This is a genomic window from Achromobacter sp. FW305-C-13 (assembly GCF_058783475.1).
In genome coordinates this window covers 1,991,477-2,010,554 of the sequence record NZ_JBYSYN010000001.1, presented here as the reverse complement: position 1 = coordinate 2,010,554, position 19,078 = coordinate 1,991,477, and the positions used below count along the sequence as shown (strand labels likewise).

Here is a 19,078-nt window from a genome sequence, read left to right as displayed (position 1 = left end):
GAGGGTACTCCACCGAGTACAATCAGGCCCCTATAAGTCACCCCAAGGGCGGTCCAAGGCCAGTTTGGTCAGCGTGTGGAAGGGCGGTTTTCCACGCCTCTTCATGCATTGACCAAACTCGCTTTCATTCCATTGTAAAAGGTGACTTCAATGTCGTACGTTGTTTTGTTCGAGCAGCTCCGCATGACGGACGTGGACTCGGTAGGAGGCAAGAACGCATCACTAGGCGAAATGATCAGCCAGCTGTCTGGCGCGGGTGTCCGCGTACCGGGCGGCTTTGCCACGACCGCTGACGCCTTCCGCGACTTCCTGAAGGCCTCGGGCCTGGACAAGCGCATCGCTGAACGCCTGACCACGCTGAACCCCGAAGACGTCCGCGAACTGGCCAACGCCGGCGCGGAAATCCGTCAATGGCTGGTCGAGGCCCCGTTCTCGCCCGAATTCGAAGCCCAGATCCGTGAAGCCTTCGCCAAGCTCGACGCTGACGGCAAGGGCTCTTTCGCCGTGCGCTCGTCCGCCACGGCCGAAGACCTGCCCGACGCCTCGTTCGCCGGCCAGCAGGAAACCTATCTGAACGTCGTCGGCATCGATGACGTGCTGGACAAGATCCGCCACGTGTTCGCGTCGTTGTACAACGACCGCGCCATCTCCTATCGCGTGCACAAGGGCTATGCCCACGCCGACGTCGCCTTGTCGGCCGGCATCCAGCGCATGGTGCGTTCCGACAAGGGCAGCGCCGGCGTCATGTTCACCATCGACACCGAATCGGGCTTTGAAGATGTCGTGTTCATCACGTCGTCCTACGGCCTGGGCGAAACCGTAGTGCAAGGCGCGGTCAACCCCGACGAGTTCTACGTCTTCAAGCCGACGCTGGCTCAGGGCCACTACCCGATCGTCGGCCGCCGCATCGGTTCCAAGCTGATCAAGATGGAATTCGATCCCGAGCGCCCCGAAGGCCGTGCCGTGCGCACCGTCGACGTGCCGGTGTCCGAGCGCAACCGCTACTCGCTGACCGACGACGAGGTCAATGAACTGGCCCGCTACGCCGTCATCATCGAAAAGCACTACAAGCGCCCGATGGACATCGAGTGGGGCCGCGACGGCGTCGACGGCAAGATCTACATCCTGCAAGCGCGTCCGGAAACGGTGAAGTCGCAGCAGGGCGCCAACGACGTGCAGCAGCGCTACCGCCTGAAGGCCACCGGCCAGGTCCTGATCACCGGCCGCGCAATCGGCCAGAAGATCGGTGCCGGCCCGGTCCGCGTCGTGGGCGACATCTCCGACATGGACAAGGTCCAGCCGGGCGACGTGCTGGTCACCGACATGACGGATCCCAACTGGGAACCCGTGATGAAGCGCGCCTCGGCCATCGTCACGAACCGCGGCGGCCGTACCTGCCACGCGGCGATCATCGCGCGCGAACTGGGCATTCCGGCGGTTGTCGGCTGCGGCAACGCCACCGACCTGTTGAAGGAAGGCCAGGCCGTGACCGTATCTTGCGCGGAAGGCGACGAAGGCCGCATCTATGACGGCCTGATCGAAACCGAAGTGGAAGAAGTCCGCCGCGGCGATATGCCCGCCATCGATCTGAAGATCATGATGAACGTGGGCAACCCGCAACTGGCGTTCGACTTCGCGCAGATCCCGAACAGCGGCGTGGGCCTGGCCCGTCTGGAATTCATCATCAACAACAACATCGGCATCCACCCGAAGGCAGTCCTGGACTACCCGAACGTGGACGGCGAACTGAAGAAGGCCGTGGAATCGGCGGCCCGCGGCCATGCCAGCCCGCGCGCCTTCTTCGTCGAGAAGATGGCCGAAGGCGTGGCGACGATTGCCGCCGCTTTCTACCCGAAGCCGGTGATCGTGCGCATGTCGGACTTCAAGTCCAACGAGTACCGCAAGCTGGTCGGCGGTTCGCGCTACGAGCCCGAGGAAGAGAACCCCATGCTGGGCTTCCGCGGCGCGTCGCGCTACATCGCCGAAGACTTCGCCGAGTGCTTCCGCATGGAATGCGAAGCGCTGAAGAAGGTGCGCGACGACATGGGTCTGACCAACGTCGAGATCATGGTGCCGTTCGTGCGTACCGTGGGCCAGGCGGAAAAGGTCGTCAACCTGCTGGCCAAGCACGGCTTGGCACGCGGCGAAAATGGCCTGAAGCTGATCATGATGTGCGAAGTGCCGTCCAACGCCATCCTGGCCGATGAATTCCTGCAATTCTTCGACGGCTTCTCGATCGGTTCCAACGACATGACGCAACTGACGCTGGGTCTGGACCGCGACTCGGGCATGGAACTGCTGGCTGCCGACTTCGACGAACGCGATGAAGCCGTGAAGTTCATGCTGCGCCGCGCGATCAAGGCTTGCCTGGCCGCCAACAAGTACGTGGGTATCTGCGGCCAAGGCCCCAGCGACCACCCGGACTTCGCGCAATGGCTGAAGGACGAGGGCATCCTGTCGATGTCGCTCAACCCCGACACCGTTGTCGATACCTGGCAGCGCCTGGCCAAGCAGTAATAGGCTGCCGCCAGCAAAAAAACCGCGCCGGAGAACGGCGCGGTTTTTTTTTGTGTTTCGATTTTCGGCCTGGCGCTATCCGGCCTTTTCGAGAACGACCTCCCACAGGGCCTTTTGCTTGAAGTACTTACGCGTGGTCCGGGGCTCTAGTGATAGCTGGAGCCAACCCTGGGCGAACAGGCGTTCAATCGCTTGCTTGTCAAAGAATCGCTTGGGTTGGTTATTGACGACATAGAAGTTCTCGTCGATCTGTGTACCGCTGCCCGCACCGAAGTGATGATCGTCGGTGGCGTTGAGACGGCAAAGCAGCAGGCCTGCCGGCCGAAGGCATTCGCGGATTCTGTCGACGATGTCTGTCGTTTCGGACCAAGGGAAGTAATGCAGTGACAGGCTCGCGATCACTGCGCCGAACGGTGTGGGGGTCTCAGGTAAAGGTGCGCGCACGTCGCGCTGTTCGATTCGAGCCGTCGGTGCGCGAGCGGCGGCGATGGCAACATTTGCTGGGGAGAGGTCAAACGCAGTGACTGCAAGCCCTGCTCGGGCCAACGTCACCGTATCGTCGCCATGGCCGCAGCCCACTTCGAGCACCGGAGCATTGCCGGCGCGCTCAAGGATCAGGGGTAACCAACGATCAAGCCAAGGGTCTGGAAACATGCGGGGGTCACCTACGAAAATGGGAGGAAGGGTGCGACGGCGCTGGTCGGCATCAGGCGCCGTTGGGAGGCACCCTGAAGCGTTCTGTGATGCAGTTCTCGGCCCGCCTTAGTGCGGCCAGCGTTGCGGACGCCCACGTCGGCAGCCGCCGGGGAGTGCGGGCGACAGGCGGGTGCCGGGGCGTCAAGCCAGGCGCGGTATCTGGGGCGGCTACTCGCCGGACGAAAAGCGGGGCGTTGTCCATGACAAGATGTTCTGTCATGAGCTAGCATCCGTAAAGTTGAAGTTTATGATCTGACTAGTCAGAAATGCTGATGCGTAACTTGAATCTTGATCACGTCCAGACCCTGATCGCCATCGCCGACTTGGGCACGTTCGGGGCCGCCGCGCAGGCGTTGCATCTGGCGCCGCCCACCATCAGCTTGCACGTCAAGGAGTTGGAGTCGCGCATGCAGGCGGCGCTCTTTGTGCGTGGGCGCAGACAGGCGGAGCTGACGTCCGCGGGCTTGGCGTTGGTGCAAGAGGGGCGCCGCCTGCTGGCTGCCAGCGACGATCTGATCGATCTGGTGCGATGCCGTGCGGCGGGCGGGGACGGCGTGGTGAAAATCGGTGTGTCGGCCGGGGTAGGGGGGCGATTGCTGCCGTTGATGCTGGATGCCCTGGGACGGCGCAACCCAGGGGTCGAGCTGAAGCTTGAAGCGCTGGGGTCAGCCGAGGCGATGTTGCGGCTGCAAGCGAGCACACTGGACATCGCTATCGTTGCCAGTCCCCAGTCCGCCGCTGTCGGGATTGTGCAATTGCCTTGGCGCAACGATCCCGTGGTGGCGCTGGTTCCGTCGATCTGGGACGCTCCGGACCTGGTGACGCCAGATTGGCTCTCGACCCGGCGATGGGCCTCCTTTGCACCCGGGACGCAGATGCACGGCCTGATTGCGGCATGGTTTGGTCAGGCCGGTTTCAATCCACGCCCCTTTTTTACGCTTAGCCATCCGGGGGCGTTGACGCATTTGGCCACGGCGAATCAAAGTGCCGTGATCTTGCCGTTGGAAGAGGTGGAGGAAATGCGGCAGGCACCCGGTGTAAACGTGCGCCCGTTATCTCCGGCGCTCATGCGTCCGATGGCCGTGGCATACCGACGTTTACCCACGCCTGGCGATGCGATGGCCGCGGTACTGGCTGTGCTGGCGGAATTCGCGATCTGATTATCGCGACCCTGGTTTGGCAATTCGATAACTATCGCTATGCCGCCAGGGCTTCCCGGGCCAGCAGGGCGCGTTTGCGATCGATGCCCCAGCGGTAGCCGGCCAGCGAGCCGTCGGTGCGCACCACGCGATGGCAGGGGATGGCAAGCGCGATGTTGTTGGTGGCGCAGGCGCGGGCCACGGCGCGCACGGCGCGCGGCGAGCCGATGCGTTCGGCGATGTCGGTATAGGTGGCGGTCGTGCCGGCCGGAATGTCCCGCAGGGCCTCCCAGACGCGGCGCTGAAACGCGGTGCCGCGCACGTCCAGCGGCAGGTCCAGGCCGCGGGACGGGTCTTCCACAAAGCCCACCACGGCAGCCACCCACGCTTCGAACTCCGTATCCGCGCCGATCAGCCGCGCGGCCTTGAAGCGGTCTTGCAGGTTGTGCACCAGTTGCTCGGGGTCGGCGTCCAGGGCGATTTCGCAGATGCCGGTGCTGCTGGCCGCCACCAGCAGCGCACCGAGCGAACATTGGGCCACGGCGAAGCGGATCTCCACGCCTTCGCCGTCCTTGCGGAATGCCGTGGGCGTCATGCCCAGAATGGCCGGCGCGGCTTCGTAGAACCGGCCGCTGGAATTGAAGCCGGCGTCATACATGGCGTCGGTGACGCTGGCGCTTTGCTTGAGTTGCTGGCGTGCGCGGCTGGCGCGCAACGCATTGGCGTAAGCCTTGGGCGTGATGCCCGTAGCGGCCTTGAAGACGCGGTGGAAATGAAAGCGGCTCATGCCTGCCTGCTCGGCCAACGTGGACAGGTCGGGCGGCTGCTCGGCCTCCAGGGCGCGGCAGGCGCGCTCGACGGCGGCGGCGTGCTGTTTGCTCAAGGGGGCGGCGGTTGGGCTCATTCGGAACTCCTGTCGTGCGCACGATCAGATGCGCGGTGACCCCATGGTCTCAAAGACGCGCGGACGCCACACTCCGGATGTTGCGCGCGGGCAGAGCTCAGGCAGGCGCGTATACATCCAGGAACCGGCGCAGCAATCCACCCGCCACGGGCGTCGCACGGACGTTGGCCGACAGGTCGGGAATGTCCAGGTTTTCGGCGGCATAGCGGCGGCCGTAGCGCTCCAGGTGGGCGCGCACGAAGTCCGGGCCGAATTCCGGGTGGAACTGGGTAGAAAACACGTTGCGGCCGATGCGGATCATCTGGTGCTCGTCCAGGTCGGAACGCGCCAGCACGGCCGAGCCGGGAGGCGGCTGCAAGACGGTCTGGGCGTGCAGCATCTGCGCGGGAAAGGTGGCCGGCAGGCCGGCCAGCAGCTTGTCGCCCGAAGCCGGGGGCAACAATTCGACCGTCTGCGTGCCCACTTCGCGCCCGGCGGGGTTGTAACCCACCTTGCCGCCCAGCGCGTGCGCCAGCAACTGGTGGCCGTAGCACACGCCGAACATCGGCAGGTCGGCGGCGGCGGCCTCGCGCAGCCAGGCAGCGGTTTCCTCGCTCCAGGGCTCCTTGTCGGTGACCATGGCGGGCGATCCGGTGATCAGCGCGGCACGGTAGCGGGCCGGGGCTTGCGGACGCTGGCCCTCATGCACGGCCACGACTTCGATGGCGTCGGCGGCCAGGCCAGCGGCTTTCGCCAATTGTTCGGCATAGCCGCCGAACTGGCTTTTAAGCGTGTCGTCCGGATCGCCAGTGTGCAGGATCAGGACGGGTAGGGCAGAAGATATTGCAGCGGTCATGGAAGCTTGTGCATGAAGAGGGCGGACGCCGGCGATCCGGATGGGATCAGGGCATCAATGCGCATCATAATCCAGTGCAAACATTCGTGAGCCCGGCATCCGCCCCGCTGCGTCCCGGAAATACGTACAATCCGCTCACGACTCATCCTTTCAGGCGACCTTAAGACTATGTGGATCTGGCTGGGACTGGCCGCGCTGGCCCTTATCGGGGAACTGGCGACGGGGACCTTCTATTTGCTGCTGGTTGCCTTGGGATTGGCGGCCGGGGGCGTCGCCGCCTGGCTGACCGCGGGCCTGGAGTGGCAGCTGGTGGCTTGCGGCGTTGTGCTGCTGCTGGGCCTGTTGCTGCTGCGCAAGACGCGTGTCCTGAAAAAGCGCGAGGTCAATTCGGCCCGCAACGCCGACGTCAATCTGGACATCGGGCAGACGGTCACCGTGGAAGCCTGGTCTGAACAAGGCACGGCACGCGTCTGGTACCGCGGCGCCCACTGGCAAGCCGAGCTTGCCCGAGGCCAAGCGCCGCGCGCCGGCGAACACATCATTACCGAACTGCGTGGTTCGACTCTGGTGCTGACCCCGCGGGGCACGCCGGGTTCGGCACAGTAGAACCGGCTTGCGCCACGCGCAGCCCGCAGCAGGCGCCGTTGCCGGCAGGCAGCGGCGCCCTCGCACTTACTCCAGGAGAGGCTTTACATCATGATCGATACTTCAACTATCGTCCTGCTCGTCGTCGTCGCGCTGGCGATCCTGATCGTCATCAAGTCGATCGCCATCGTGCCCCAGCAGCACGCCTGGGTGGTCGAGCGCCTGGGCAAATTCGACCGCGTCCTGTCGCCCGGCGCGGGCTTCGTCATCCCGTTCATCGAACGCGTGTCGTACAAGCACTCGCTCAAGGAAATCCCGCTGGACGTGCCCAGCCAGGTCTGCATCACGCGCGACAACACGCAATTGCAGGTCGACGGCGTCCTGTATTTCCAGGTGACGGACCCGATGCGCGCGTCCTATGGCTCGTCGAACTACATTTCGGCGATCACGCAGCTGGCGCAGACCACCTTGCGTTCGGTCATCGGCAAGATGGAATTGGACCGCACCTTCGAAGAGCGCGATTCCATCAATAGCAACATCGTGTCGTCGCTGGACGAGGCCGCGTTGAACTGGGGCGTGAAGGTGCTGCGCTACGAGATCAAGGATTTGACGCCGCCCAACGAGATCCTGCGTTCCATGCAGGCGCAGATCACCGCCGAACGTGAAAAGCGCGCGCTGATCGCGGCATCCGAAGGCCGCCGCCAGGAACAGATCAACATCGCTACCGGCGAGCGCGAAGCCGCCATCGCGCGCTCGGAAGGCGAAAAGCAGGCCCAGATCAACCAGGCGCAGGGCGAGGCCGCCGCGGTGCTGGCGATTGCGGAAGCCACCGCCAAGGCCATCACGCAGGTCGCCGATGCCGTGCGCCAGCCGGGCGGCATGGAAGCCGTCAACCTGAAGGTGGCTGAGCGCTACGTCGAAGCGTTCGGCAACGTGGCCAAGGAAGGCAATACGCTGATCCTGCCGGCCAACATGTCGGACGTGGGCGGGATGATCGCTTCCGCCATGACCATTGTGAAGTCCACGCGCAACACCTGATACAGCGCCCTGCGGCGCTCCAGCCATGATCGCTCCCGTTAATTTGCTTTTGATAGCAGCGCTGGCGGGAGTGCTTTCCTTGTGTGTGCTGGGGTCTCTGGCCCGCAGCGGCATGGCGGGGATCAAAGAAGCCATACGCGCCAACTTGCTTACGCTGTTGGCGTTTTTTACGTTCGGCCTGCAGAACACGTCGGCGCCTTGGTGGCTGTCGATCGTGGTGCCCAACTCGGCCATCGCGCTGGCGCTGTATTCCTATTATTCGGGCGTGCGTCGCTTGATGGGGTTGGGCGTGCCGCGGCATCTGATGATGCTTGGATGCCTTGCAACGCTCATGGTGCTGCTGATCTACACCTATGTGGATTGGCGGGTGGGGCCGCGCATCATCGCGATGTCGCTGCTGCAGATGGGATTCCTGCTGGCCGTGGCCGTCACCGTCCAGCGCAACATGCCGGCGCACCGCTCGCGCTACAGCTACCGCTTCGTGTGGGCGGTGGCGGTGGTGTCCGCCGCAGTCTGCGCCATTCGGGCAGGCGCCCACATCCTGGACCTGGTGCCCCCGCAAGCCTTGATGGAACCCAGTGTCTGGAACATCGCGTATCTGACGCTGGGCGTGCTGGTGATGCCTTGCTTGACGCTGGGCACCATCATGATCATCCACGACCGCATGCTGGCGGACCGCGAGCATGAAGCCAACACGGATTTCCTGACGGGGCTGATGTCGCGCAAGGCCTGGTGGATGCAGGCGGAGCGTTATTGCGCGCAGGCGTTGCGCACGCGCCGGCCGTTGACCTTGCTGCTGCTGGACATCGATCATTTCAAGGGGATCAACGACACGCATGGCCACGCGGCGGGCGATGCGGTCCTGCGTCATTTCGGTCTGCTGGCAGGGGCGACGCTCCGCACGGGCGATCACGTCGGCCGCGTGGGCGGGGAAGAGTTCGGTGTGCTGTTTCCCGACATGCGCAGCGATGCGGTCATGGAAGTGGCGGCCCGGCTGCTGGATTCCGTGCGGCGCACGCCGTGCTCGCACGGGGGCAGCACCATTTCATACACGTTCAGCGCGGGGGTGGCCGAATGGATGCCCGGCGAGAACCTGCAGGTGTTCTTCGAACGGGCGGACCGCAAGCTCTATGCGGCCAAGTCGAGCGGACGCAACCGCATCGTGGGGCCGGGCGGGCAGCCCGAGCATCCTGCCTTGCCGGCCGCCGCCTGAAGTCAGTCGTCCTTGTCTTTACGCGGGGCGCGCGTGTCGTGCTTCATGATGCGTTCTTTCTCGCGCTGCCAGTCCTTTTCGCGCGCGGTGTCGCGCTTGTCGAACAGCTTTTTGCCGCGGCCCAGCGCGAAGTCCAGCTTGATGCGCCCATTCTTGTAGTGCAGGTTCAGCGGCACCAGTGTATAGCCGCGCTGCTCGACCTTGCCGATGAGTTTGCTGATTTCCTCGGCCTTGAGCAGCAGCTTGCGCGTGCGCATGGCATCGGGGTGGATATGGGTGGACGCCGTCGGCAACGGGCTGACGTGCATGCCCAGCAGGTACAGTTCACCATCGCGTACGATGACGTAGCTTTCCTTGAGCTGCACGCGGCCATCGCGGATCGCCTTGACTTCCCAGCCTTGCAGGACAAGGCCGGCTTCGTAGCGGTCTTCGATGAAATAGTCGTGCGTGGCTTTGCGATTGTCGATAATGCTCATAACGCCTTTTTTGCCTGGGGGCTTTGTGGGTCTTTTCGGGGAGGCTGACGGGCGGGGCAGGGTGGACATGCCGTCCGGCGTGCCGCGCGCTTGCTTTTCCCGTTATTAGGCCCAGGTCATGCGGTGCCGGTAAAATCTTGCCATTCTAGCCATTTGCGATAGTCGATGCACAAAGTACAACGATCCGTCCTGGTGCCTTACAGCGCCGCCCAGATGTTCGATCTGGTCGCCGACGTGGAAAAGTACCCCGAGTTCATGCCGTGGTGTGGCGGCGCCGAGGTGCAGACCCGCGACGAACACGGCATGCAGGCCTCTATCCTGATCAGTTTCGCGGGGATGAAGCAGCGCTTCACCACGCGCAATACCCACGTCTATCCCGACCGGATCGATCTGGAACTGGTCGACGGCCCATTCTCCAGCCTGGTCGGGCATTGGGAATTCCAGCCGCTGGCGGAAGACGCCTGCAAGGTGCTGTTCACCATGGAGTACGCGTTCTCCAACCGTGCGCTGGAAATGGTGGTGGGCCCCGTGTTCAACCGCATCGCCACCAGTTTCATTGATTCCTTCACCAAGCGGGCGCAGGCCAAGTATGGGGAATGAACCCTGTAGCGCGGCGCTGTTGAGCATCAGCGTCTGCTATGCCTTGCCGGGCCATGTCTGGCTGCGCGAGGTTCAGTTGCCTGAGGGCGCGACGGTGGCCGATGCCTTGGCCGCCAGCGGATTTGCCGAGGCTTTCCCGGTGGTGCAGCCGTGGGCGCGCGGCGTGGGCATATACGGTCGGGCCACCGAGCCACAGGCGCGATTGGCCGACGGCGACCGCGTGGAGATCTACCGGGGGCTGAGCTTCGACCCCAAGGAATCGCGTCGCCGCCGCGCGGAACACCGCCGGTCCAAGACGGCCAGGAACGGCCGCGTGCGTCCGGCCGGGCTGCTGTAGGCCGTTCGCCGCGGCGCAGGCTCCCGGGGCCCTGCCGACATTGTCATCAATAGGACAAATCGTGCCGCGGCATCCGGCGTAACATAAAGGCGGTTTCACACTTACGTTTACGTTAACGTCATGTCAAAATCGACACGCTGACGTTCACGAGACGGCAGCAACGCCAACAGACAATACCGATTACAACAGGAGACAGGCTGTGGACTTGGAACTGACCGACGAGCAGCGCGCGTTCGCGCAGGCCGCCCGCGACTACGCCGAGGGCGAACTGGCGCCCCACGCCGCGCGCTGGGACGCCGAAGGCATCTTCCCGCGCGAGGCCTTCGCCCGGGCGGGCGAGATGGGCTTCTGCGCCATCTATGCCAGTGAAGAGATCGGCGGCCTGGGCCTGCCGCGCCTGGACGCCACGCTGGTGTTCGAGGAAATGGCGGCGGTGGACCCCTCGACGACCGCTTTCCTGACTATCCATAACATGGCCACCTGGATGGTCGGCAAATGGGGACAGTCCGCGTTACGCGAGGCCTGGGGCCCGTTGCTGGCCAGCGGCCAGAAGCTGGCGTCGTACTGCCTGACCGAGCCGGGCGCCGGTTCCGACGCGGCTTCCCTGTCCACCCGCGCCCAGCGCGACGGCGACCACTATGTGTTGAACGGCGCCAAGGCCTTCATCTCGGGCGGCGGCGATACCGACCTGTTGGTCGTGATGGCGCGCACCGGTGGCGAGGGGGCAGGCGGCATCAGCGCGTTCGCGGTGCCCGCCGATACGCCGGGCATCAGCTACGGCCGCAAGGAAGAGAAGATGGGCTGGAACAGCCAGTCCACGCGCCCCATCACGTTCGAAAACGTCCGCGTGCCGGCCGGCAATCTGCTGGGCCAGGAGGGCGAGGGTTTCAAGATCGCCATGAAGGGCCTGGACGGCGGCCGCATCAACATCGGCACGTGCTCGGTGGGCGCGGCGCAGGGCGCGCTGGACGCCGCCCGCCGCTATATGGACGAGCGCCGGCAGTTCAATCGCCGGCTGGCCGAGTTCCAGGCGCTGCAGTTCAAGCTGGCCGACATGGCTACGCACCTGGTCGCCGCGCGCCAGATGGTGCGCCTGGCCGCCTGCAAGCTGGACGCGGGCGCGCCGGACGCGGCGACCTACTGCGCCATGGCCAAGCGCTTCGCGACGGACATGGGCTTCCAGATTTGCCTGGACGCGCAACAGATTCATGGCGGCTACGGATACTTGCGGGACTATCCCTTGGAGCGTCTGGTGCGCGATACTCGCGTTCATCAGATTCTGGAGGGCACCAACGAGATCATGCGCGTGATCATTGCCCGCCAATTGTTGGAAAAAGGAGCCGACATAAGATGAATGCACCGGTGTTGTTCGAAGAAAGAAGTGCTGCGAACGGCATGCGGTTCGGGATTGCGACGCTGAACGCGCCGCAGACCCTGAACGGCCTGTCGCTGGAAATGGTGGACTTGCTGGCGGCGCGCCTGGACGAATGGGCCCGCGATCCGGGCGTGGCCCTGGTGGTTCTGCAAGGCGCGGGCGAGAAAGCGTTCTGCGCTGGCGGCGACCTGCACGGCCTGTACCGCAGCATGGGCGAAAACAAGGGCAAGAGCGGTTGGAGCAACGCGTATGCGCGCCGCTTCTTCGAGCACGAATACCGGCTGGACTACCGCATCCATACGTATCCGAAGCCGGTGCTGTGCTGGGGGCATGGGATCGTCATGGGCGGCGGCATCGGCCTGATGATGGGCGCCAGCCACCGGGTGGTCAGCGAGACCTCGCGCCTGGCGATGCCGGAAGTATCCATCGGCCTGTTTCCGGACGTGGGCGGCAGCTGGCTGCTGAACCGCATGCCGGGCCGCATCGGCTTGTTCCTCGCCCTGACGGGCGCGCATATGAACACCGCCGACGCCTTTTTCGCCGGTCTGGCGGATTTCCGCTTGAACCATGCGGATTGGCCGAAGCTGCTGGCGTCGCTGGAAGAGCAGCCCTGGGCCGGACAGGCCGCGGGGGCGCCGGAATCGTCGCTGGCACCGCGGTCCATGAACGACGGCCTGCTGCGCCGCGCGCTGACCGCGCTGGAACCGCAGACCCCGCTGGACCCGGGGCATCTGCGCCAGCACTCATTCCTGATCAACAACCTGTGCAATGGCAACCGGCTGGACGAGATCTATGAAGAGCTGGCCCTGTTGAAGGACCACGCGGATCCGTGGCTGGCGCGTGCGGCGACGACGATGCTGGCGGGCTCGCCGGGTTCGGTGCGCCTGGCATTCGCATTGCAGCAACGCACACGCCTGCGCTCGCTGGACGACGTCTTCCGCGCCGAGTACATCGCGGCGCTGGCCTGTACGGCGCACGGCGATTTCGCCGAAGGCATCCGCGCCTTGCTGGTCGACAAGGACAAGAAGCCGCACTGGAATCCCGCCGTCCTGGACGTGGCGACGGATGCCTGGGTGCAGAAGTTCTTCGAAGAACCGTGGCCCGCCGGCGAGCCGCATCCCCTGGCCGACCTGGGCCAGGAAGGGCGTTGACGCGCCGGCCGGTTCGCGTGGCGGGCCGGCCACCCCAAGATTTCCGTCATGCAGGTCACGATGAATCCATACCTACAGCAATAGCAACAGGAGACAAGACATCATGAGCAGTATCGCGTTTATCGGTTTGGGCAACATGGGCGCGCCCATGGCATTGAATCTGGTCAAGGCTGGCCACAGCCTGACGGTGTTCGACCTGGTGCCGGCCGCCGTCAAGCTGCTGACCGACGCCGGCGCGCGCGCCGCCGCGTCCGCGTCCGAAGCCGTCAAGGGCGCCGAGGTGGTGATTTCGATGCTGCCGGCCAGCAAGCACGTCGAAGGCCTGTACCTGGGCGAAGACCTGCTGGGCAAGATTTCTTCCAGTGCGCTGGTCATCGAGTGCAGCACCATCGCGCCGGATTCGGCGCGCAAGGTGGCGCAGGCGGCCGAGGTGCGTGGCATCACCATGATCGACGCCCCGGTGTCGGGCGGCACGGGCGGCGCGGCCGCGGGCACTCTGACCTTCATCGTGGGGGGGCAGGAGGCCGCCCTGGAGCGTGCGCGCCCCGTGCTGGAGAAGATGGGCAAGAACATCTTCCACGCGGGTCCGGCGGGCGCCGGTCAGGTGGCCAAGATCTGCAACAACATGCTGTTGGGCATCCTGATGGCGGGCACGTCGGAAGCGCTGGCGCTGGGTGTGGCCAACGGGCTGGACCCGAAAGTGCTCTCCGACATCATCGCCAAGAGTTCAGGCCGCAACTGGGCCACCGAGCTCTACAACCCCTGGCCGGGCGTCATGGACCATGCGCCGGCCTCCAAGGGCTACGCGGGCGGCTTCGGTGTGGACTTGATGCTGAAGGACCTGGGCCTGGCGGCCGAGGCGGCGCTGTCGGCGCGCGCGTCCATCCCGTTGGGTGAACTGGCGCGCAACCTGTATTCGCTGCACAGTTCGGGCGGCTCGGGCAAGCTGGACTTCTCCAGCATCGTGAATCTGGTCAAGCGCGAGCAGGACTGACATGACCGGCCATCAGTCTCCGTCCGACCCGGCCGCACGGGTCAGGGCCAGCTTCGAGCAACAGAGCATCATGCGGCTGCTGGGCGCCGGGCTGGACGTGGTGGAGCCGGGCAGGGTGGACATCCTGCTGCCCTACCGCGCCGACTTGTGCCAGCAGAACGGCTTTCTGCATGCGGGGATCTCCACGACGATTGCCGACAGCGCGGGCGGCTACGCGGCCTTCACGCTGTTCGGGCCCGGCGAGGACGTCCTGACCTCGGAGTTCAAGATGAACTTCCTGGCGCCTGCCAAGGGCGACCGCTTTGTCGCCAGCGGGCGGGTGGTGAAGCCGGGCAAGCGCCTGTCGATCTGCCAGGTCGAAGTGCATGCGTACGACGGCGAGCAGGCCACGATGTGCGTGATAGGCTTGCTTACCGCGGTACGCGTGACGCCGCGGTGAACCCGGCGCGGCGCGCGCCCAGCCTTGCCGGCCGGGCGCGCGCCGCATTTGTCACGCACCGCATGGGTGCCGCGTAATGCCTTCAAAAGAACATCATCGGATCTTCCGCAGCAACTGGCTGCGCGCCGCCGTGCTTGGCGCCAACGACGGCATCGTCTCGACGGCCAGCCTGATCACGGGCGTCGCGGCGGCGCAGGCCACGCACGGCGCCATCTTGACGTCCGGATTGGCGGGGCTTGTTGCGGGTGCGCTGTCCATGGCAGCGGGTGAATACGTCTCCGTCCGTTCACAGGCCGACACCGAGGCGGCTGACCTGCGCATGGAGCAGCGGTCGCTGAAGCGTAATTCGGAGGAAGAACTGGCCGAACTGATCGACATCTATGTGGCGCGCGGCCTGTCGCGCGAGCTGGCGATGCAAGTCGCTCGCCAATTGACCAGCCACGACGCGCTGGACGCGCATGCGCGTGACGAATTGGGTATCTCTTTGCATAACCGGGCGCGTCCGGTACAGGCGGCGGTCGCTTCCGCGGCGTCGTTCGCGGGGGGGGCGGCGTTGCCGTTGGCGGTAGCCGTGACGGCGCCGTTGCCGCAATTGATCGTCTGGGTGATCGGCGCGTCGGTGGTGTGCCTGGCGGCGCTTGGTGCCCTGGCGGCAGGCGCCGGGGGCGCGCCCAAGGGGCCGGCGGCGCTGCGCGTGACGGTGCTGGGGGCATTGGCGATGGCGGCAACGGCCGCCGTCGGGGCGCTGTTTGGCGTGGCCGTGTAAGGCCAGCGCCGGGCAGCGGAAGGCCTCAGGGCGTGATCGAGTAGGGTAGCGGCGCCGCGGCGATGCGGGGGCCATCCGCCGCGCCCAGCCGCAGGTCACCTTCGGGCAGGGCGGCAAGCGTCGTTTCGAACAGCACGGAGGCGACGCCGGCTTCGCTGGCGGCATCCACGACGCGACCGATCGGCTCGCCGGGCTGGGTGGCGTCGAACACGTCCACGCCCGCCAATGCCGCGCCTTGCAGGCTGACGTCAGCAATGGTGCCGTAAGCCATGCGGCGCTTGACGGTGCCGCGGTAGTGGCTGCGCGCCACGACTTCCTGGCCCGGATAACAGCCCTTGGTGAAGCTGACGCCCTGGATCAGTTCCAGGTTGACGGTCTGCGGGATGAACACGTCCTGCGTGGCCGTGGCGATCCAGGGGATGCCGGCGGCCAGGTCCGCCACCTGCCATTGCGAGGCGGGTGCCAGACCCAGCACGGCAGCCAGCGGGGCGGCCTCGTTCAATTGTTCGTCGGACGCGATCCACCACCAGCGCAAGCGGCCGTCGGCCGAGGGCGCGGCGATCCAGGTGCCCGACGGCAGGTCGGCGCGCTGCCATGCGGCGCGCGGCAAGGCGCCGGTCACGGCTTCCAGCGCGGCGGCGTCTTCGGCCGTTGCCTGCACGCCCGCGACGTGCAGCGGGGCGGGGGCCAGCTTGACCTTGGCGCGCAGCACGAACATCGACAGGCGCTTGATCAGCGCTTGCGACAGGTCCTGGCGGACCAGGCCATAGAGTTGCGGGGCATCATCCGCGCCGGGGGCCGCACGCCACATGACCATTGTGGCCAGCAGGCGGCCCTTGGCGGTGCAGTAGCCCGCCAGGCGGGCGGCGTCGGCGGGCAGGCCGGTGACGTCTTGCGTCAGTTGGCCGTGCAGGAAGGTCAGGGCATCGGCGCCGGACGCGCTGAAGACCACAAAATCTTCCAGCGGGGCGCATTGTGCGCAACCTTCGGGACGAACGGGGATCGAAGCATAGAAAGCGTGCATGGCGGCGGTGTTATCGCGTCATCAAAGAGCAGATGATAGCCGCCTTCCCTCTGCGCAAGCACCAAGCCCCCGACAGGCGCAGGGCTGTGCCGCGCATTCCGACCCCTCTTTTGCCGCGACAGGTCCGCCTGATCCATTAAACTTCTGGGACTTATGAAGAAGCGACTCCGTTTTTACGTCTTGTGGTCATTCCTGCTTATCGTGATTGCCGCCGCGGCAGCCGTGGGCGCCGCATGGAGCTGGATGCACCGGCCCATGCATTTACCGGCCGACAGGATTGATTTTGTAGTGGACCCGGGCAGCAGCCCGCGTACGGTCGCGCGCGCGCTCAATGCGGTCGGCGTGCCGATGTGGGAGCCAGGTTTTGTCTGGATGGCCCGCCTGACTGAGCAAGACAAGCTGATGAAGGCGGGGGGATACCAGGCCATCAATGGCGATACCCCCTGGCTGCTGCTGGAACGCCTGGCGCGCGGCGACATGACCCAACGCCAGATCACCTTCCTGGAAGGCTGGACCTTCCGCCAGATCCGCCAGGCGCTGCGCGAACATCCCGACGTCAAGCAGACCTTGGGCGACACCAGCGATGAAGCGCTGATGGAGCGGCTGGGGTCGGACATCACGCATCCCGAAGGGATGTTCTTCCCCGATACCTATATCTTCACGCCCGGCAGCAGCGACTACGATCTGCTGCGCCGCGCCTATCAGGAAGGCCAGCGCATCTTGCAGGACACGTGGGCCAAGCGCCAGTCCGGCCTGCCGGTGGCCACGCCCTACGAAGCGCTGGTGCTGGCGTCCATCATCGAAAAGGAAACCGGCCACGGCCCGGATCGCCGGCGCGTGTCCGGCGTGTTCACCAACCGGTTGAAGATCGGCATGCTGTTGCAGACCGACCCTACCGTCATCTACGGCATGGGCGAGAACTATCAGGGACGCATCCGTAAGCGCGACCTGCAGACCGATACGCCCTGGAACACGTACACGCGTCCGGGCCTGCCGCCGACGCCGATCGCCGCCGCGGGCCGGGCGGCGCTGCTTGCCGCCGTGCAGCCCGAGCAGCACAAATACCTGTTCTTCGTCTCGCGCGGCAACGGGACCAGCGAATTCGCCGAAAACCTGTCGGGGCATAACCGCAACGTCTCTCGCTACATTCTGGGGCAGGGGCAGACCACGCGCCCGACCGCCGTGCCGGCGCCGGCGCCCACGCCTGCCGGGGCGCCCAGTGCCCCCGCTGCCGCGCCCGCCGATGGCGGCCAGGCTGCCGGCGCAAGCCCTGAAACCGATTCCGAAACAGCACAAGGACAAGATCAATGACCTCACGCGGACGCTTCATTACGCTGGAGGGCGTGGACGGCGCGGGCAAAAGCACGCACACCGTCTGGATCGCGGACTTTTTGCGCGCGCAAGGCGTGGAAGTGGTGTCCACGCGCGAACCGGGCGGCACGCCGCTGGGTGAGAAGCTGCGCGCCCTGGTGTTGACGGACACGATGGGGCTGGATACTGAGACCTTGCTGATGTTCGCGGCCCGCTGCGAGCATGCCAGCCAGGTGATCGAACCGGCGCTGGCACGCGGGGCCTGGGTGGTATGCGACCGCTATACCGATGCGACCTACGCCTATCAGGGCGGCGGACGCGGCCTGGGCGCGGCACGCATCGCCGTGCTTGAAGACTGGATGCAGGCGGGTCAGCCCGACCGTACCTGGCTGTTCGACGTCCCGCTGGAAGTGGCTCGCGCCCGTCTGGCCGATGCGCGCGAGCCCGACCGCTTCGAGCGCGAGGGCGCCGAATTCTTCGAGCGCACCCGCCAGGCCTATCACGCCCGCGCCAAGGCCAACCCCGGCCGCATCCATATCGTGGATTCCACGCAGTCCATCGACCAGATCCGCACGGAACTGGAAGCGGGGCTGCGCGCGCTGCTGGCCGTGCCGGCATGAGCGCACCCCAATTCCTGCCTTGGCAGATGGACACGGCGCGGGCCTGGCTGGGCAACCGCGACCGTTTCGCCCACGCCTGGCTAGTGCACGGCCTGGCCGGCATCGGCAAGCTGGATTTCGCGATTGCCGCGGCCGCCAGCCTGCTGTGCGAAACGCCCGAGAATGGTCTGGCCTGCGGCCATTGCGCCGCCTGTGCCTGGTTCGCCAGCGGCAACCACCCCGACTTGCGCCGCATCCGGCCCGAAGCCGTTGCGGTGGAAGAGGGGGCGGACGCCGCCGAGCCCGCTGAAGATGCCGAACCTGCGACCGGCCCCGCCAAGCGTGCGCCGTCCAAGGAAATCCGCATCGACCAGATCCGTTCGCTGGAGTCCTGGTTCAATACCGCGACGCACCGCGGTGGCTGGCGCGTGGCGCTGCTGTATCCCGCGCACGCGCTGAACGTGGTGTCGTCCAACGCCTTGCTCAAGGTGCTGGAAGAGCCGCCGCCCCATACGGTTTTCCTGCTGGTGGCGGACGCCCCGGATCGTCTGCTGCCGACCCTGGTGTCGCGATGCCGGCGTTTGCCGCTGCCGGCGCCGGACCCGGACACCGCGTTGCAGTGGTTGCGCGCGCAGAACGTTGAGCCCGCGCGCGAATGGCTGGCGGCGGCAGGCGGCGCGCCGCTGGCCGCGTTGCGCCTGGCGCAAGCGGGCGACACTGCTTGTCCGCCGTGGTTGTCACAGCTGATCGGCCCGCTGGCCCAGGGGCAGTCGCCCGACGTGGGCACCTTGGCCGAATCGCTGGAGAAGGTGCCGGCCAGTGAATGGATCGACGCGCTGCAACGCGTGTACACCGACCTGATGCTGGCCAGCGCGGGCGCGCCGGTGCGGTACTTTCCAGCGTTGGCCACGGGCGTTGCCCAGGTCGCCGCACGCATGGACCGCGCCCGCGTGGCCGAAGCCGCGCGCTGGCTGACGCGGCAGCGCGCGCTGGCCACTCATCCGTTGAACGCCAAGCTGTTCGCGCACGCCACCCTGCAACGCGTGGTGCTATCCTGCCAGGCGTAAGTCCCTGATCCA

At 65.8% G+C, this 19,078-nt stretch carries 20 protein-coding genes; 15 read left to right on the top strand and 5 right to left on the bottom strand.

What is annotated here, in order from left to right; all coding sequences use genetic code 11:
* The first annotated feature begins 150 nt into the window (after positions 1-150).
* Positions 151-2,517, top strand: coding sequence for a phosphoenolpyruvate synthase (gene ppsA, locus AC3WMU_RS09020; protein ID WP_280028539.1), 2,367 nt, complete (start codon positions 151-153; stop codon positions 2,515-2,517).
* Positions 2,518-2,592: 75 nt separating this feature from the next.
* On the opposite strand, the gene AC3WMU_RS09015 is transcribed toward ppsA, so the two are convergent.
* On the bottom strand, positions 2,593-3,171 hold the full coding sequence (locus tag AC3WMU_RS09015) for a class I SAM-dependent methyltransferase (protein ID WP_454676737.1): 579 nt from the start codon (positions 3,169-3,171) through the stop codon (positions 2,593-2,595).
* A gap of 314 nt (positions 3,172-3,485) precedes the next feature.
* Here AC3WMU_RS09015 and AC3WMU_RS09010 point away from each other — a divergent pair, with 314 nt between their 5' ends.
* Positions 3,486-4,373, top strand: coding sequence for a LysR family transcriptional regulator (locus AC3WMU_RS09010; RefSeq protein WP_424626016.1), 888 nt, complete (start codon positions 3,486-3,488; stop codon positions 4,371-4,373).
* A gap of 37 nt (positions 4,374-4,410) precedes the next feature.
* Here the strand turns inward: AC3WMU_RS09010 and AC3WMU_RS09005 are convergent, their stop codons facing one another.
* Entirely contained in the window at positions 4,411-5,256 is an 846-nt protein-coding gene (locus AC3WMU_RS09005; protein WP_454676738.1) for a bifunctional transcriptional activator/DNA repair enzyme AdaA, read from the bottom strand.
* A gap of 97 nt (positions 5,257-5,353) precedes the next feature.
* Positions 5,354-6,091, bottom strand: a complete 738-nt coding sequence (locus AC3WMU_RS09000) for a glutamine amidotransferase (protein WP_088588317.1) — start codon at positions 6,089-6,091, stop codon at positions 5,354-5,356.
* 168 nt (positions 6,092-6,259) lie between these two features.
* Between AC3WMU_RS09000 and AC3WMU_RS08995 the strand changes: the two genes are divergently transcribed.
* The 3 genes from AC3WMU_RS08995 to AC3WMU_RS08985 all read left to right on the top strand — a co-directional run bounded on the left by AC3WMU_RS08995 (position 6,260) and on the right by AC3WMU_RS08985 (position 8,927).
* Positions 6,260-6,697: an NfeD family protein gene (locus AC3WMU_RS08995; protein WP_424626015.1), complete on the top strand. Its 438-nt coding sequence runs from the start codon at positions 6,260-6,262 to the stop codon at positions 6,695-6,697.
* A gap of 90 nt (positions 6,698-6,787) precedes the next feature.
* Positions 6,788-7,714 (top strand): SPFH domain-containing protein, encoded by a 927-nt coding sequence (locus tag AC3WMU_RS08990; RefSeq protein ID WP_006223416.1) that lies wholly within the window; start codon positions 6,788-6,790, stop codon positions 7,712-7,714.
* Positions 7,715-7,739: 25 nt separating this feature from the next.
* Positions 7,740-8,927, top strand: coding sequence for a GGDEF domain-containing protein (locus AC3WMU_RS08985; RefSeq protein WP_035212603.1), 1,188 nt, complete (start codon positions 7,740-7,742; stop codon positions 8,925-8,927).
* A gap of 2 nt (positions 8,928-8,929) precedes the next feature.
* On the opposite strand, the gene smpB is transcribed toward AC3WMU_RS08985, so the two are convergent.
* A complete protein-coding gene (gene smpB, locus AC3WMU_RS08980) occupies positions 8,930-9,403 on the bottom strand; it encodes an SsrA-binding protein SmpB (RefSeq protein ID WP_006223414.1) in 474 nt (157 codons plus the stop codon).
* A gap of 165 nt (positions 9,404-9,568) precedes the next feature.
* Between smpB and AC3WMU_RS08975 the strand changes: the two genes are divergently transcribed.
* The 7 genes from AC3WMU_RS08975 to AC3WMU_RS08945 all read left to right on the top strand — a co-directional run bounded on the left by AC3WMU_RS08975 (position 9,569) and on the right by AC3WMU_RS08945 (position 15,065).
* Entirely contained in the window at positions 9,569-10,003 is a 435-nt protein-coding gene (locus tag AC3WMU_RS08975; RefSeq protein WP_006223413.1) for a type II toxin-antitoxin system RatA family toxin, read from the top strand.
* Complete coding sequence (locus AC3WMU_RS08970; protein WP_492282200.1) at positions 9,993-10,340, top strand: RnfH family protein; 348 nt, start codon at positions 9,993-9,995, stop codon at positions 10,338-10,340. Before AC3WMU_RS08975 ends, AC3WMU_RS08970 begins: the two co-directional genes overlap by 11 nt.
* A 199-nt stretch (positions 10,341-10,539) precedes the next feature.
* The gene (locus AC3WMU_RS08965) at positions 10,540-11,694 is read left to right on the top strand and encodes an acyl-CoA dehydrogenase family protein (protein ID WP_006223411.1); all 1,155 of its coding nucleotides are present in this window, start codon (positions 10,540-10,542) and stop codon (positions 11,692-11,694) included.
* On the top strand, positions 11,691-12,866 hold the full coding sequence (locus AC3WMU_RS08960) for an enoyl-CoA hydratase/isomerase family protein (protein ID WP_006223410.1): 1,176 nt from the start codon (positions 11,691-11,693) through the stop codon (positions 12,864-12,866). Before AC3WMU_RS08965 ends, AC3WMU_RS08960 begins: the two co-directional genes overlap by 4 nt.
* 103 nt (positions 12,867-12,969) lie before the next feature.
* The gene (gene mmsB / locus AC3WMU_RS08955) at positions 12,970-13,860 is read left to right on the top strand and encodes a 3-hydroxyisobutyrate dehydrogenase (protein WP_006223409.1); all 891 of its coding nucleotides are present in this window, start codon (positions 12,970-12,972) and stop codon (positions 13,858-13,860) included.
* 1 nt (position 13,861) lies between these two features.
* Complete coding sequence (locus AC3WMU_RS08950) at positions 13,862-14,299, top strand: PaaI family thioesterase (RefSeq protein WP_006223408.1); 438 nt, start codon at positions 13,862-13,864, stop codon at positions 14,297-14,299.
* 76 nt (positions 14,300-14,375) lie between these two features.
* Positions 14,376-15,065: a VIT1/CCC1 transporter family protein gene (locus AC3WMU_RS08945; RefSeq protein WP_006223407.1), complete on the top strand. Its 690-nt coding sequence runs from the start codon at positions 14,376-14,378 to the stop codon at positions 15,063-15,065.
* Positions 15,066-15,090: 25 nt separating this feature from the next.
* On the opposite strand, the gene ygfZ is transcribed toward AC3WMU_RS08945, so the two are convergent.
* Positions 15,091-16,089, bottom strand: coding sequence for a CAF17-like 4Fe-4S cluster assembly/insertion protein YgfZ (gene ygfZ, locus AC3WMU_RS08940; RefSeq protein WP_492282199.1), 999 nt, complete (start codon positions 16,087-16,089; stop codon positions 15,091-15,093).
* A gap of 153 nt (positions 16,090-16,242) precedes the next feature.
* Between ygfZ and mltG the strand changes: the two genes are divergently transcribed.
* From mltG to holB, 3 genes are read left to right on the top strand one after another with little or no spacing between them, the layout of a single operon-like run.
* Positions 16,243-17,400, top strand: coding sequence for an endolytic transglycosylase MltG (gene mltG / locus AC3WMU_RS08935; protein ID WP_035212599.1), 1,158 nt, complete (start codon positions 16,243-16,245; stop codon positions 17,398-17,400).
* Positions 17,397-18,020, top strand: coding sequence for a dTMP kinase (tmk, locus tag AC3WMU_RS08930; RefSeq protein ID WP_006223404.1), 624 nt, complete (start codon positions 17,397-17,399; stop codon positions 18,018-18,020). The genes mltG and tmk overlap by 4 nt, the downstream gene beginning before the upstream one ends.
* Positions 18,017-19,066: a DNA polymerase III subunit delta' gene (gene holB / locus AC3WMU_RS08925; RefSeq protein ID WP_006223403.1), complete on the top strand. Its 1,050-nt coding sequence runs from the start codon at positions 18,017-18,019 to the stop codon at positions 19,064-19,066. The genes tmk and holB overlap by 4 nt, the downstream gene beginning before the upstream one ends.
* Positions 19,067-19,078 lie beyond the last annotated feature (12 nt).

What these genes read in the sequence shown, in the direction of transcription:
- AC3WMU_RS08995 (WP_424626015.1), top strand. Translation starts at nt 6,260, where the DNA reads ATGTGGATCTGGCTGGGACTGGCCGCGCTGGCCCTTATCGGGGAACTG.
- AC3WMU_RS08975 (WP_006223413.1), top strand. Translation starts at nt 9,569, where the DNA reads ATGCACAAAGTACAACGATCCGTCCTGGTGCCTTACAGCGCCGCCCAG.
- AC3WMU_RS09000 (WP_088588317.1), bottom strand. Translation starts at nt 6,091, where the DNA reads ATGACCGCTGCAATATCTTCTGCCCTACCCGTCCTGATCCTGCACACT.
- AC3WMU_RS09010 (WP_424626016.1), top strand. Translation starts at nt 3,486, where the DNA reads ATGCGTAACTTGAATCTTGATCACGTCCAGACCCTGATCGCCATCGCC.
- AC3WMU_RS08950 (WP_006223408.1), top strand. Translation starts at nt 13,862, where the DNA reads ATGACCGGCCATCAGTCTCCGTCCGACCCGGCCGCACGGGTCAGGGCC.
- mltG (WP_035212599.1), top strand. Translation starts at nt 16,243, where the DNA reads ATGAAGAAGCGACTCCGTTTTTACGTCTTGTGGTCATTCCTGCTTATC.
- ygfZ (WP_492282199.1), bottom strand. Translation starts at nt 16,089, where the DNA reads ATGCACGCTTTCTATGCTTCGATCCCCGTTCGTCCCGAAGGTTGCGCA.
- AC3WMU_RS09005 (WP_454676738.1), bottom strand. Translation starts at nt 5,256, where the DNA reads ATGAGCCCAACCGCCGCCCCCTTGAGCAAACAGCACGCCGCCGCCGTC.
- AC3WMU_RS08985 (WP_035212603.1), top strand. Translation starts at nt 7,740, where the DNA reads ATGATCGCTCCCGTTAATTTGCTTTTGATAGCAGCGCTGGCGGGAGTG.
- tmk (WP_006223404.1), top strand. Translation starts at nt 17,397, where the DNA reads ATGACCTCACGCGGACGCTTCATTACGCTGGAGGGCGTGGACGGCGCG.
- AC3WMU_RS08945 (WP_006223407.1), top strand. Translation starts at nt 14,376, where the DNA reads ATGCCTTCAAAAGAACATCATCGGATCTTCCGCAGCAACTGGCTGCGC.
- AC3WMU_RS08960 (WP_006223410.1), top strand. Translation starts at nt 11,691, where the DNA reads ATGAATGCACCGGTGTTGTTCGAAGAAAGAAGTGCTGCGAACGGCATG.
- AC3WMU_RS08970 (WP_492282200.1), top strand. Translation starts at nt 9,993, where the DNA reads ATGGGGAATGAACCCTGTAGCGCGGCGCTGTTGAGCATCAGCGTCTGC.
- holB (WP_006223403.1), top strand. Translation starts at nt 18,017, where the DNA reads ATGAGCGCACCCCAATTCCTGCCTTGGCAGATGGACACGGCGCGGGCC.
- smpB (WP_006223414.1), bottom strand. Translation starts at nt 9,403, where the DNA reads ATGAGCATTATCGACAATCGCAAAGCCACGCACGACTATTTCATCGAA.
- ppsA (WP_280028539.1), top strand. Translation starts at nt 151, where the DNA reads ATGTCGTACGTTGTTTTGTTCGAGCAGCTCCGCATGACGGACGTGGAC.
- mmsB (WP_006223409.1), top strand. Translation starts at nt 12,970, where the DNA reads ATGAGCAGTATCGCGTTTATCGGTTTGGGCAACATGGGCGCGCCCATG.
- AC3WMU_RS09015 (WP_454676737.1), bottom strand. Translation starts at nt 3,171, where the DNA reads ATGTTTCCAGACCCTTGGCTTGATCGTTGGTTACCCCTGATCCTTGAG.
- AC3WMU_RS08990 (WP_006223416.1), top strand. Translation starts at nt 6,788, where the DNA reads ATGATCGATACTTCAACTATCGTCCTGCTCGTCGTCGTCGCGCTGGCG.